We start from the raw sequence: 13,287 nt of genomic DNA on the forward strand, positions 1-13,287 counted from the left end.
GAAGCCGACTCCGGATCCGGTTCCGAAACCCAATCCACATAATCGGGAGAAACCCATGTCACCGGATGAACGCAAGCGCCTGATTACCTCTCTCGCCAGAGGTAACCGCGATTTCGATCTGGTCGTTATCGGCGGCGGGATCACCGGCGCTGGCATTGTCCGGGAAGCCGCAGGCAGCGGCCTTCGGACGCTTCTTGTGGAGCAGATGGATTTTGCCTGGGGAACCTCAAGCCGTTCTTCCAAGATGGTCCATGGCGGACTGCGCTATCTGGCCAGCGGCCATTTTGGTCTGGCACGGGACGCGGTCCGGGAGCGCCAGCGGATGCTGGAGGAAGCCCCCGGACTGGTCGACCCCTTGCAGTTTGTCATGCCCCACTACAAAGGCCAGTTTCCAGGCCCCGGACTGTTCGGCATTCTGCTTCGGGTCTACGACTGGCTGGCCGGGCAACAATCACGGCGTTTTTTCTCTCCCGGGGAAGCCCTGCAATGGGTGCCTGGTCTGAGCATGGACAGGCTCAGAGGTGCCAGTGGCTTTACCGACGCGGTCACGGATGACGCCCGGCTGGTTATGCGGGTTCTGCAAGAAGCCAGGGCAGACGGCGCCACCTGTGTGAATTATGTCCGCGCCACGGAAATTCTGCGAAACAGCGATGGCAATGTGACCGGCGTGCGCCTTGAAGATGCAGCAAATGGCGACAGTGGGGAAACCAGCGTCTGGAACCTGAACACGCCCATAGTCATCAATGCCACCGGTGCCTGGGCGGACAGTCTCCGCGCTTCCGGCAGGGACAACGAACATATACGCCCCCTGCGGGGCAGCCATCTGGTGCTGCCCTACAGTGCCCTGCCGGTATCCTGCTCGGTTTCCGCCCTGCATCCGGATGATCGCCGCCCCGTGTTTGCCTTTCCCTGGCAGGGGGTGACCGTTCTCGGCACCACGGATCTGGATCACAACAGAGGCCTCGAACAGGAGCCGGTGATCACAGAGCCCGAAATTGACTACCTGCTCGAGGTGGCGGCTCGCCTGTTTCCAGCCAGCAAAATCCGCCGTGACCAGATTCTGTCCAGTTGGGCCGGTGTTCGGCCAGTGGTAAGCCGGGGAGATGGCAAATCGCCATCAAAGGAAAACCGTGAACATGTGATATGGGCGGATCGCGGCCTGCTCAGTATTGCCGGTGGAAAGCTGACAACCTTTCGGAAGATTGCGCGGGAGGTCATTGAAAAAGCTCAGGATTACCTTCCGGAACATCAACTGCGCCCGGACCAGGAGCCGGTTTTCCGGCAGCCGACGGAACTGAAACGACCCTCCGGTATACCCCATCTCCAGTGGCGCCGCCTCCAGGGCTTCCATGGGTCCCTGGTGGCCGAAATGCTGACCTGTGGACCCGCCCACCCAATCCCCGGAACCAGTCTCCTGTGGGCAGAAGTGATATGGGCTGCCAGCCAGGAGGATGTGATGCATCTCGACGATCTCATGTTGCGGCGAACCCGCCTGGGCCTGATTCTGCCCGGCGGTGGGCGTGACCTCCTGCCGGAGATCCGGACCCTTTGCCAGCCAAAACTCGGCTGGGATGACAGCCACTGGGACAAAGAAGAACAACGCTACCTGGAAATCTGGTCTTCCGCCTACTTCCTCCCTGAATCCCCGGACACACCCGGAGCCAACGCCTGATGTCTGCCGATCCACTGATCCTTGCAATCGACAACGGCACCCAGAGCGTCCGGGCCCTGCTATTCGACTGCCAGGGTAACCTCCATGGCAAGGGTAAACAGGAAATAGAACCCTATTTCTCCAATCAGCCTGGCTGGGCGGAACAGCACCCGGAGTACTTCTGGGAGCAGCTGGGCCTGGCGTGCGACGCCCTCTGGCGAAATACCGACGCCCTGCCGGAACAGGTCCGCTGTGTAACCGTTACCACCCAGCGGGGAACCGTGATCAACCTGGACAGCAGCGGCAGGCCCTTGCGTCCCGCCATCATCTGGCTCGACCAGCGCCACGCAATGGTCAAAGAAAAGCTGCGGGGTCCCTGGGGCTGGATGTTCCGGATGCTGCGACTTGAAGAGACCATCAATCGCTTCCGGGAAAACGCCGAGGCCAGCTGGATCAGCCAGAACCAGCCGGAAGTCTGGGCCGCCACGGAAAAGTTCCTTCTCCTGTCCGGCTATCTCAACTACCGCCTCACCGGGCAATTCCGGGATTCCACCGGCAGCCAGGTAGGCTATCTGCCCTTCAACTACAAAAAACAGAGCTGGGCCGGAAAACGCGATTTCAAATGGAAGATTCTGCCCGTTACCCGGGATATGCTGCCCGATCTCGTTGCACCCGGGGGAACCATTGGTGAACTTCTGCCGGAAGCGGCCAGCCATCTCGGCCTGCCTCCCGGCCTTCCCGTTCTGGCCGCCGCCTCCGACAAGGCCTGCGAAATCCTTGGCTCCGGCGGCCTGGAGCCGACAACCGGCTGTCTGAGTTATGGCACCACTGCCACCATCAACACCACGAGTTCCAGATACGTGGAACCCACCCGTTTCATGCCACCTTATCCTTCCGCCATACCTGGCCACTACTGCACGGAAGTCATGATCTATCGGGGATTCTGGATGGTGAGCTGGTTCAAGAGGGAGTTCGGGCTTCGGGAGCAGCGGATAGCGGAGGCCAGGGATATAGAGCCGGAGGCGCTATTTGATGAACTGGTGAACTCGGTGCCCGCCGGGTCCATGGGCCTGATGCTCCAGCCCTACTGGTCCCCAGGCGTGAAACAGCCGGGGCCCGAAGCCAAGGGGTCCATTATCGGCTTTGGCGATGTTCACACCCGCGCCCATCTTTACCGTGCCATTCTGGAGGGTCTGGCCTACGCCCTGCGGGAGGGTAAGGAGAGAATAGAAAAACGCGGCGGCGTGAAGATAGCCCGTCTGAGGGTGGCCGGCGGCGGCTCCCAGAGCGATGCCGCCATGCAGCTTACTGCCGACATCTTTGGCCTGCCGGCGGAGCGGCCCCACACTTATGAAACCTCTGGCCTCGGCGCCGCCATCGACGCCGCCGTGGGCCTGGGCCTTCACCCGGACTTCAAAACCGCCGTGGCCGCCATGACCCGGGTCGGCGATGTGTTTGAGCCCCAGCAGGCCAATCGGGATCTCTATCAGAAGCTCTACAGTGAGGTGTACCTGAAAATGTACCGGCAGCTTCAGCCGCTTTATCACCGGATACGGCGTATTACCGGCTACCCGCGATGAAACGGCGGGAAAACCCGGGTTCAGACCAGCTCATGGTTTATGGCGTAGCGCACGAGTTCAGAAAGACTGCTTACTTCCAGCTTCTCCATCAACCTGGCCTTGTGGGTACTGATGGTTTTCGAGCTCAGGTGCAGCCGGATTCCTATGTCTCTCACCGTGGCACCCTGCGCGAGGTCAAGGAAAATCTCGTACTCGCGTTTGGTGAGCCTGGTGTGGAGCTCGCCACCACCTGTGCCCATGAGTGATTCCCGGGCAAGCCGGTCCGCCAGTTCACGGGGAATGTATATATCACCCCTGGCCACGGTGCGAAGGGCTTCAAGCAGCTCTTCCGGCGGCCGGCTTTTGGTAATAAAACCCTGGGCCCCGGCGCGGATGGTACGGGTGGCGTAGAGTTCCTCCCGGTGCATGCTCAATACCAGGATCCGGGTGTCCGGGGCCCGGCGGCGCACCTGTTCAATCAGTTCAAGGCCGGAACAGCCCGGCATGGTCATGTCCATCAGCAGCACGGCAGGCCGGAGCTTTGTGACATCCGCCAGGGCCCTGTCGCCATCTTCAGCCTCGCCCACCACGCTCATGTCCGACGTTGAGGAAATCAGAGCGCGCATGCCCTCCCGCACAATGCTGTGGTCATCCGCAATGTAGATATCAGTCACTGGATTCACCTGTTAAAGCCAGGGTGACAACCAGGCGAACCCCCTTGCCAAGAGCCGACTCCAGAAGCAGGTCACCATCGAGCAGAGCCACCCGTTCCCGGATCCCCACAAGCCCGAGGCCTCGGCTATCCACTGAGCCCGGATCAAAACCAACCCCGTCGTCAACCACAATCAGCCTCGCCGTGTCGGCAGACTCTTCGTACCACACCTCGACCGACGAAGCCCTGGCATGCCTCACGACGTTTGTCATGCACTCCTGCAGAATCCTGAACAGGGCTGTGGCCGTGTCTCCCGTGACTCTGCTGCTGTGGGTCTCCAGTTGAGCCAGCCAATGAACATCAAGCCCGTCACCGCTGGCACACCGATCGAGGAACCATTCCGCGGCCGCCTCGAAACCCAGATCATCAAGCATGGCCGGCCTCAGGTTCGCGGCCGTCTCCCGAACCCGGTCAATCATTCCTTCTGTGGTCTCCACCAGAAGCCTGAGTCTCTGGACATGGCTCTCGGGCAGTTCGGATGACTGGTTGAGCGCCACCGCCAGCTGCAATTTAAGAGCCGTGAGGGACTGCCCCAGCTCATCGTGCAAATCCCTGGCTATCCGTTTTCTCTCATTCTCGAGCATGCTATCCTGGGCCTGTGACAGCCGGCGCAGCTCCTCCCTGGAACGATGCAGCTCCGCCTCCCGCTGCTTTGCCTGGGTTATGTCCCGCAGAACCCAGACGAAGTGGCCGGACTCACCCTCGTGAGCTGAAGGAACCGGAACTACCTCCATTTCATTCCAGAAAGGGGTGCCGTCGCTGCGATAACTGAGCAACTCCTCGGTGATTGCCTGGCGATTTCTCCGGGCTTCGCGTATCCGGTCCAGAGCCGGGGACTGAGTCGCATTGCCCTGAAACACACAGGGCGATTGGCCAATGAGTTCGTCAGGACTGTATCCTGCTATCCGCTTCACAGCCTGATTTACGAATTCGATGCGTGGGCCTGTTTGTTCACCTGGCTCCATTTCCGTAATCATGATTACTTCATGAATCTGATCGACACAGGTCCGGAGCAGCCGACGGCTCTGCTCAAGCTGATAACGCTGGGTCTTGTCCCTGGCCACACCGAACACACCGACCAATTCGTCTTCGACAACGATCGGGAAATGAGTGACCTGGGCTATTACCGTTCGATCCTCACGGTTGATCATCCGGCAGCGGAAACTGGAAGGGTTGCCGACCAGGGCGGCTCCGAAACTGACGCGCGCACGCTCCCGATCTGCGGGATTCACAAAATCCTCCCAGTTGCAAACGATAAGCTCCGGTCTGGAGTAGCCCGTGAGATCAAGAGTTGCCTGATTTATTTCGAGGAAACGGCCTTCAGGATCCAGGCTGAACACGGCATCGGGGTTTTCGGAGAACAGGGAACGGTAACGCTGCTCGTTCCAGGCAAGGGTTTGCGAGAGGGCTCGGTATTCCGTGATATCCGGCAGCTGGAGAAGATAACCGCCATCGGGGTCTGGCTCACTGCCGATGGTCAGTCGGAAGCGTTGCGAGCCAATAGTGGCCTCCAGTTCGCGGCTGGTGGGATCCTGCTTTCCTGCAAGAGCGGCGTGCAGCCAGTCGGCGGCCTTCCTGTCCAGCATTTCCGGAAAACATTTCCGGACTTTCAGGGGCGCATCAATGTGCTCAGCATTTCTACTCAAGTCTGTTATATAGCCAGCCGTGTCCAGCCTGATCACTGCTCCAGGCATGACATCCATTCGGCTCATAGCTTCCCTCCCCGGTCCATCGGCTCCTTCGGTGCCAGCCCGTACCCTACCATTACCCCCTCACATGTTACAGCAGCCTGTCGCCCGTCACGCCTGAACAGCCCTCGAATGCCTTGAGCACCCCGAAATGATGGCCTCAGCCATCGCTCCCAGCGGCAGTACTTCCACCGCAGCGCCCCTTTCAATGGCCTCTTTCGGCATCCCAAATACCACGGAACTTTCCCGGTCCTGGGCAATGGTATGTGCACCCGCCTCCCGCATCGCCAGAAGGCCATTGGCTCCGTCATCCCCCATGCCGGTCATGATTATGCCAAGTGAATTCCGGCCCGCCACTTTGGCCACGGAGCGAAACAGCACATCCACGGATGGTTTGTGCCGGTTCACCGGGGGGCCGTCTGTGACGTTCACCCGATACTGGGCGCCGCTGCGACGCAGCTGCATATGCCTGCCCCCGGGAGCTATCAGTACAAGGCCGGGTAAAACCCTGTCACCATCTGCGGCTTCCCGCACTTCGCAACGGCATAAAGTGTTAAGGCGCTGGGCGAAAGCCGCGGTGAATTTCTCAGGCATATGCTGCACCACCACAATGCCGGGGCAGTTTACCGGCATCCGGGTCAGCACGGCTTCCAGAGCATGGGTGCCACCGGTGGATGTCCCAAGCGCCACCACGTGATCGGTGGTCTGGGTCATGGCCGTGACGGCAGGCGTCGCACTTTTCCGGGTCTGGGCCGGGGCAGCCGGGCGTGGAGACACAGCCTTCACTCTGGCCCGAGCCGCAGCCTTGATGACCTGCACCATGTGCTGGCTGCCAGACTGCAGAAATTCCCTGAGCCCGATTTTGGGCTTGGTGATGATATCCACCGCGCCAGCGGCAAGGGCCTGGAGTGTGGTGTCCGCCCCCTTTTCCGTCAGGGTGGAACAGATGACCACGGGCGTGGGATGTTCTTGCATCAGCTTGCGCAGGAAGGTTATGCCATCCATGCGAGGCATCTCGACGTCCAGCACAATCACATCCGGCCATTCCTTTTGCATTTTCTGCAGGGCAAACAGGGGGTCAGGCGCCGCACCTATCACACGAATGTCAGGGTCTGCTCCCAGCATCTGCGTCAACACCTGCCTGACCACAGCGGAATCGTCGACAATGAAAACATTCACAGGCGCGCTCATGCGGCGCCACCAGTTGCCAGGCAGCAGTCGTATTCGGGCGGTTCACCCAGCCTCACCCAGACGTCGCCCTCTGCCAGATCAAACACCAGTTGCCGGTAAACACTGCCGCCCAGGCTTCTCGCCAAGACATTAAGGTTATGGCGCTGCATCAGTTCTTCCGCGATTTTGATGTTCCGGTCTGCAATAGAGTTTGCCTCAACACCCAGGCCAAACATGCTGGCGCCGCCGAAGAGTTTTGCCTCGTATTCTTCGGCCTTTCCGCCATGCTTTCTGATCTCCGCCACCAGCAGCTGGAGTGCTTCGGTTCCGTACCGGGCGTTCAGACTCCCTGCCGGGCCTCGGTTATCCGGGAGCATGAAGTGGCACATGCCTCCCAGCCTGTGTTCTGGATGCCATAGGGTTACTGCAACGCAGGAACCAAGCACCGTGCGGATACGGGTATGCTGGTCTCCGAAATACCATTCCCCGGGGTGCAGAAAAATATCAATGCCGGACCCCAGCGCAGTCATCATGAACTCGCCCTGTATACCGATGGCATGATGGCCTTCAGGCCATTCTGAAAACCGTTAAGGGTTTCCGAATGGCCAATGATCAGATACCCCCCTGGGCGAAGACGGGCAGCCAGACGGGCAACAATCTGCTGCTTGGTTTCGGTGTTGAAATAAATCATCACGTTGCGCAGAAAAATGACATCAAACATCCCCACTTCCGGCAGTTTGATATTCAGGTTGATCTGGCGGAAGTCCACCCGGGACCGGATTGATGGATCCATCATGAAAGTCCCTTCCGCTGCACCGATTCCCCGGAGGCAGTAGCGCTTCAGAAGCTCCACGGAAATCTTTTCAGCTCGGGCCAGGGGGTAACGTCCTGCTCTGGCCTGCGCCAGCACCTGAGTACTGATATCGGAGGCCAGGATTTCCCAGCCGGTTTTGCCCAGTACCTCGGCAATGACCATGGCCGCCGTGTAGGGCTCCTCGCCACTGGAACATGCTGCGCTCCATACCCGGAAAGGCTGCGGTCTTGAATGGGCCGGCAGAATCGTATCCCTGAGGAAGTCGAAATGCCGGGCCTCCCGGAAGAAGTAGGTTTCATTGGTGGTAAGCAGATCTACCGCCGTCTGCTTTTCCAGCGGGTCCCGGCGAAGGCACTGCCAGTATTCGCTGTAGCTGCGTAGCTGCAGGGCCCTCAGGCGCTTCGCGAGGCGCCCGGCTACCATGGTCCGTTTGCTTGCCGCCATGTGAATGCCAGCCACGGCGAAGATCATGCGCTGGAATTCGCTGAATTCGGCCTCGCTGAGGGCACAAGGTTCGTCGGCGGGGCGGGCCCGCGCCTCAGCTGGCGCGGCCATGCTCAAGGCTGTCAACGACGCTGGCCAGCTCCGCCATTTCCTGAACATTCAGGGCATTTTGCACATTCAGCATGATCACGAAACGCCCCTGTACCTTGCCCATGCCTGCAATAAAATCCGAGCGGATGCGGGCACCGAAACTGGGGGCTGGCTCTATCTCGGTGGGTGGAATTTCCAGCACCTCCGAAACAGCATCCACGATGACCCCCACTTCCTGAAGGCTCTCATGGCCGTCATTGTTTTCATCACCTGAGCTCTCGACCTCGAGAATCACGATGCAGCTGCGACGGTTGATGGCGCTCTCGCCACGCCCAAATCGGGCGGCAAGATCAATCACCGGCACCACACTGCCCCGGAGATTGATTACACCCCGCACGAACCCTGGCATCATGGGTACGGTAGTGAGGTTGCCGAATTCAATGATCTCGCGGATGTGTAAAATCCCTACCGCGAACATCTCTTTGCCGATCTGAAACGTCAGGTATTGATGCTGGTCGCCGGAGGCGTCCGTAGAACTGACACCTCCCTGCTGTGTCTTCTGTAACTGATTCATGTTGCCCCCCTTAGAACCGCACGTAGGCTGACTCGTCGACACGCTCGTGCCTGGAAGAATCGCCTTTTGCGACATCCCCGAGGACCTTTTCCAGGGCATTCTTTTTGGGCCCGGCTTTTACCAGGTTGTGGTTAGTGGAGCCGTCTGCCACCTTGAAGAACCCCATGGCCTGCTGAAGCTGTTCAGCCTGGGCCGACATTTCCTCAGAGGTAGCGGCCAGTTCCTCGGACGCAGAGGCGTTCTGCTGGGTAATCTGGTTAAGCTGCTCCATGGCACTGTTGATCTGGGCAACGCCAGAGGACTGCTCGCTGGACGCAGCCGCAATTTCCTGTACCAGATCGGAGGTCTTCTGGATCGATGGCACCATTTCAGTCAGAAGCCGGCCCGCGCGTTCGGCCAGCTCGACTGAAGATCCCGCCACTTCGCCGATTTCCCGGGCCGCCACCTGGCTCCGTTCCGCCAGCTTGCGAACTTCCGCCGCCACCACGGCAAAGCCCTTGCCATGCTCCCCTGCCCGTGCAGCCTCAATGGCCGCATTCAGTGCCAGCAGGTTGGTCTGGTAGGCAATGTCATCAATGATGGAAATCTTCTCGGCAATGCTCTTCATTGCAGTCACGGTTTTGGCAACAGCCTCACCGCCCTCCACAGCTTCTTTGGCGGCCTTGCTCGCCATGCCATCGGTGACGCCGGCGTTATCGGTATTCTGGCTTATGGAGGCGGTCATCTGCTCCATGGAAGCACTGGTTTCCTCCACGCTTGAGGCCTGCTCACTGGACGCCTGGGAGAGTGACTGACTGGTGGCGTTCACCTCTTCCGAAGCGGAGGCCAGATTGTCAGCACCCGAGCGCACTTCACTGATCACCTGGGACAGACGCTTGACCATCTCATCCATTGCGCCCAGCAACTGGCCAGTTTCGTCGCGGCTGTTAACCTCGATCCTGGTGGTCATGTCGCCGTCCGCCAACTGACGGGCTGCCGATACCGCAGTGTTCAGGGGCCGCACGATGCCGCGGGTGATCAGCCAGGCGAACAGGACACCTATAACAAGGGCAACAATGGACAACACGGCCACAATGAGGATCGAGGTATTGACCAGATCCGTCGTGGCGGCACTGGCTTGCGTCACTTGATCGCCCTGGAACTCCAGAAAGCTCTGGATTTCTCCCATGTACCGGTTAAGGGTGTGGCGGGTCTCATCCATCCACAGAGTGATGGCCGCTGCGCTATTGCCGGTATCAAGGATGGCAAATACTTCCTTGCGACTGGCGCTGAACTCCTTCCGGGCCTCAAGAATCTTATCGAGCCGGGCCAGGCCTACCTCGCTTTCGGTAACGGCTTTCAGCCTGTCAAGCGCTATGCCTATGTCTTTTGCCCGTTCCGCGATCTGTCGATGCAGGGCTTCTATCTCCTCTTCTGGCGTTTCGCTGTTGGTTAGCAGCAGATCCAGGGAAGCCAGCGCGCTGTTCTGGTTGTAATAAATAATATTGTTTGCAAGCTTCAGGCGCTCTGCCTGGGGCCCGGCCAGATCATTTACCATTTCGTCAGCGGTCATGAAACGCTCCGCAGAGACGAACGCCACTATGCCCAGAAGCAGCAGAACGGCGCCAAAAGCGATACCGAGACGCGTACCAATTTTCAGATTTTTGAACATGTCGAGACTCCAGAATTACAACTAGTGAGACGCCGGCAGCCTTGACCGGGCGTTGTTATGGGAACCGCGGGTCGCGGCGTCTTCGTGCTGGCTGATCTGATTCATCAGGGCCGGCACATCCAGGATTAGCGCGACCTGGCCGCTGCCCAGGATCGTGGAGCCGGACAGGCCCCTCAGGTGAGAGAAAATCCCACTCAGGGGCTTGATCACGGTCTGGTGCTCACCGAGCAGCTCGTCCACAACCAGCCCGACTTTCTGATTACCGTGGCGAACCACGATGAGGTTCTGCCGACGGTTTCTTTCACCGGAAAGCCGGAAATGCTCCCTTAGCCGGATCAGGGGCAATACCTCCTGGCGAAGGTTGATAAAGTGTCTATCCTCGCTCTGCTTCTGCTGGTCTGCGCTGAGCTCGGTGCACTCCACCACCATCTCGAGGGGAACCACATAAGAGGCATCGCCCACCCGGGCGAGGAAGCCGTCAATAATGGCGAGAGTGAGGGGTAGCCGGATACGGAATGTAGTGCCGCCGGCCACACCAGGGGACACCAGCTCGACGACGCCGCGAAGGGCCTCGATGTTGCGCCGGACCACATCCATCCCTACGCCACGACCGGACAGGTTGGTGACCTGTTCCACAGTGGAGAAACCTGGCTCAAATATCAGGTTGAACACTTCCCGGTCGGACAGCGCGGCGTCCTCCCGTACCAGACCCCGCTCTACTGCCTTGGCAAAAATCCGGGAGCGATCGAGACCCGCGCCGTCATCGCTGACTTCGATTACGATGGCGCCAGACTCGTGAAAGGCATTCAGATAAACATTTCCCTGAGCTGGCTTACCATTGCTGTTACGCAGCGCAGGCGCCTCAATGCCATGGTCACAGGCATTCCGGACAAGGTGGGTCAGGGGATCACCGATCTTTTCCACCACTGTCTTGTCCAGCTCGGTGTCGGCACCTGTAATGACCAGTTGAATGTCCTTGCCCAGTTCCGAGGAGATATCGTGAACCACACGCTGGAAGCGCTGAAATGTGTCCCCGATGGGCACCATCCGGAGGTCGAGCGAGCTGTCCCGGATACTCTCAACCAGCAGGCGAAGGTTGGCCGCTGATTCCCGGGCCGAAGAATCGCCGTTTCGATCTGCGTCCATGGACACGGCGGCAGATGCAATAACCAGCTCGCCCACCAGATTGATCAGGTTGTCCAGCTTGTCGGCCTGGATCCGGAAATGCTGCACGGTTTTCTTGCGACGGCCTCGCACCTGTTCCTGCTTTTCAAGCGCGGCACTGACCAGCCCAGCCTCAACCACGCCCTGCTCCACCAGGATCTGTCCAAGAGGCTGTCTGGTATCCAGCGCAATCCCGATGTCCTGCATCTCAAGGCATCTTGCCAGCGCCGCCGAGGTCAGCACCCCGGTTCCAACCAGTATTTCCCCAAGGCGCTCGGCATCTTCCGGAAGGGCTTCAAGCAGTTCCGTAAAGCGTTCCAGTCCACTCCCAGGCGGCACCAGGTGAAGCTCATACAGATCATCTGCGAGTTCGAAAACCTCTTCGATAGTCGCCCTCTCCGATGATGTTTTGAGATCGATTTCGAACCCAAGGTAGGAAGTTTCCGCATCAAATTCGTCCAGCCCGGGCAGTGCATCGCACACTGTAGTCACGGAAACCAGCTCACCCAGGGCTCCCAGATAACGGAGAAACCCGAGGGGGTCCATGCCGTGGCGGAGAGCGTCCCGGTCAATTCGCACAGAGAGGTGCCAGGTTCCCTCAACAGCTGTGCCAGCAGTCGCATTTTTTTCGACGTGGGCGGTGTCCGCGCTGGCCGGGAGGGACTGAAAAGGCACCAACTCCGACAGGAGGCCCTCGCCTGCAGGCTGGAGCTCTGCCGCTTCTGCCGGCTCGCTTACTTCCACCAGCAAAGCAATGTGATCCCGACATCGAAGCAGCAGGTTGGCAAGGTCGCTGGACAGCAGGATCTCCTCTGCCCGTAGCCGGTCCAGTACGTTTTCCACCACATGGGTGAATTCCACCACATGACCCAGGCCAAACATGCCCGCGGAGCCCTTGACCGTATGAACGCAGCGAAACAGAGCGTTACGCAGCTCTTCCTCTCCGGGATTTGATTCCAGGTCCAGAAGGAGGTGCTCCATGTCACCCAGCAGTTCACGGCTTTCATCAAGGAATGTCTGCAGAGCCTGTTCCATATTCATGAGCGCGCCTCCCTGGACTGGGGCTGGCTCTGGGCGAGCGACACGCCGGCAAAGCTCAGGGCCTGTTGCACTACATCGCTCGCGGCAGTCACCCCGATCGGCTCGCCGCTGTTATTCTTCAGCCGTGCCGCAACCATCAGCAACTGAAGTCCCGCGGTATCCAGCTCGGTGACGCCACTCAGATCGAGACATGCAAGTTCGCCTGTCCCCACAGCCGCCCGCAGGACTTCAGCCGCTTCCTTTGCCTGATAGATCGTGAGCTCGCCCTGAACGGTCATGCAGCCGGTTTCACGGTCGAAATTCAGGCTTCCGTTCATGGTCCGACCAGCTTGTTGACAGCTGCCAGCATCTGCTGGGGCTGAAACGGCTTGACCATCCAGGCCTTGGCACCGGCGGCCTGGCCCTGCATTTTCTTGTCCTCGGCAGACTCGGTGGTGAGCATGATCACCGGGGTGAATTTATACTCTGGGCGCGACTTCACCTCTTTGAGAAAGGTGAGTCCATCCATGTTCGGCATGTTCACGTCCGAGATCATCAGGTGAACCCGTTGACCCGTGAGCTTGCTGAGGGCGTCGCGGCCGTCACAGGCCTCAATGACCTCGAAACCAGCGCCTTTCAGGGTGAGTGACACCACCTGCCGGATGGAGGCGGAATCGTCGACGATGAGGATGTTCTTGCCCATAACTGCTGAGTCCGTTGTCTGTGGTTCTTTGTCCGGCGCCTGGCCGG

Annotated in this window: 12 protein-coding genes; 2 read left to right on the plus strand and 10 right to left on the minus strand. The window is 59.4% G+C overall.

Going from position 1 to position 13,287, the window contains the following annotated elements:
* The first annotated feature begins 55 nt into the window (after positions 1-55).
* Positions 56-1,672: a glycerol-3-phosphate dehydrogenase/oxidase gene (locus tag LG327_RS14540; RefSeq protein ID WP_404362952.1), complete on the plus strand. Its 1,617-nt coding sequence runs from the start codon at positions 56-58 to the stop codon at positions 1,670-1,672.
* The gene (locus LG327_RS14545; RefSeq protein WP_404362954.1) at positions 1,672-3,231 is read left to right on the plus strand and encodes an FGGY-family carbohydrate kinase; all 1,560 of its coding nucleotides are present in this window, start codon (positions 1,672-1,674) and stop codon (positions 3,229-3,231) included. Before LG327_RS14540 ends, LG327_RS14545 begins: the two co-directional genes overlap by 1 nt.
* 20 nt (positions 3,232-3,251) lie before the next feature.
* Here LG327_RS14545 and LG327_RS14550 read toward each other — a convergent pair whose 3' ends face one another.
* The 10 genes from LG327_RS14550 to LG327_RS14595 form a co-directional block, all read right to left on the minus strand.
* On the minus strand, positions 3,252-3,884 hold the full coding sequence (locus tag LG327_RS14550; protein WP_404362956.1) for a response regulator: 633 nt from the start codon (positions 3,882-3,884) through the stop codon (positions 3,252-3,254).
* Positions 3,877-5,634, minus strand: coding sequence for a PAS domain S-box protein (locus LG327_RS14555; RefSeq protein WP_404362958.1), 1,758 nt, complete (start codon positions 5,632-5,634; stop codon positions 3,877-3,879). Before LG327_RS14555 ends, LG327_RS14550 begins: the two co-directional genes overlap by 8 nt.
* An 87-nt stretch (positions 5,635-5,721) precedes the next feature.
* Positions 5,722-6,801, minus strand: a complete 1,080-nt coding sequence (locus tag LG327_RS14560; protein ID WP_404362960.1) for a chemotaxis response regulator protein-glutamate methylesterase — start codon at positions 6,799-6,801, stop codon at positions 5,722-5,724.
* Entirely contained in the window at positions 6,798-7,313 is a 516-nt protein-coding gene (locus LG327_RS14565) for a chemotaxis protein CheD (RefSeq protein WP_404362962.1), read from the minus strand. Before LG327_RS14565 ends, LG327_RS14560 begins: the two co-directional genes overlap by 4 nt.
* Positions 7,310-8,149 carry a CheR family methyltransferase gene (locus LG327_RS14570; protein ID WP_404362963.1) on the minus strand — a complete coding sequence of 280 codons (840 nt, stop codon included), beginning with the start codon at positions 8,147-8,149 and terminating at the stop codon, positions 7,310-7,312. Before LG327_RS14570 ends, LG327_RS14565 begins: the two co-directional genes overlap by 4 nt.
* Complete coding sequence (locus LG327_RS14575; RefSeq protein WP_404362965.1) at positions 8,133-8,702, minus strand: chemotaxis protein CheW; 570 nt, start codon at positions 8,700-8,702, stop codon at positions 8,133-8,135. Before LG327_RS14575 ends, LG327_RS14570 begins: the two co-directional genes overlap by 17 nt.
* Before the next feature lie 10 nt (positions 8,703-8,712).
* Entirely contained in the window at positions 8,713-10,353 is a 1,641-nt protein-coding gene (locus tag LG327_RS14580; RefSeq protein WP_404362967.1) for a methyl-accepting chemotaxis protein, read from the minus strand.
* Between the two features lie 21 nt (positions 10,354-10,374).
* A complete protein-coding gene (locus LG327_RS14585; RefSeq protein ID WP_404362969.1) occupies positions 10,375-12,558 on the minus strand; it encodes a chemotaxis protein CheA in 2,184 nt (727 codons plus the stop codon).
* Positions 12,555-12,875: a lipid asymmetry maintenance protein MlaB gene (locus LG327_RS14590; RefSeq protein ID WP_404362970.1), complete on the minus strand. Its 321-nt coding sequence runs from the start codon at positions 12,873-12,875 to the stop codon at positions 12,555-12,557. The genes LG327_RS14585 and LG327_RS14590 overlap by 4 nt, the downstream gene beginning before the upstream one ends.
* Entirely contained in the window at positions 12,872-13,240 is a 369-nt protein-coding gene (locus LG327_RS14595; protein ID WP_404362972.1) for a response regulator, read from the minus strand. Before LG327_RS14595 ends, LG327_RS14590 begins: the two co-directional genes overlap by 4 nt.
* Between the last annotated feature and the right edge of the window lie 47 nt (positions 13,241-13,287).

This window comes from Marinobacter sp., from assembly GCF_044799475.1.
In the GTDB taxonomy this organism is placed as follows: Bacteria; Pseudomonadota; Gammaproteobacteria; order Pseudomonadales; family Oleiphilaceae; genus Marinobacter.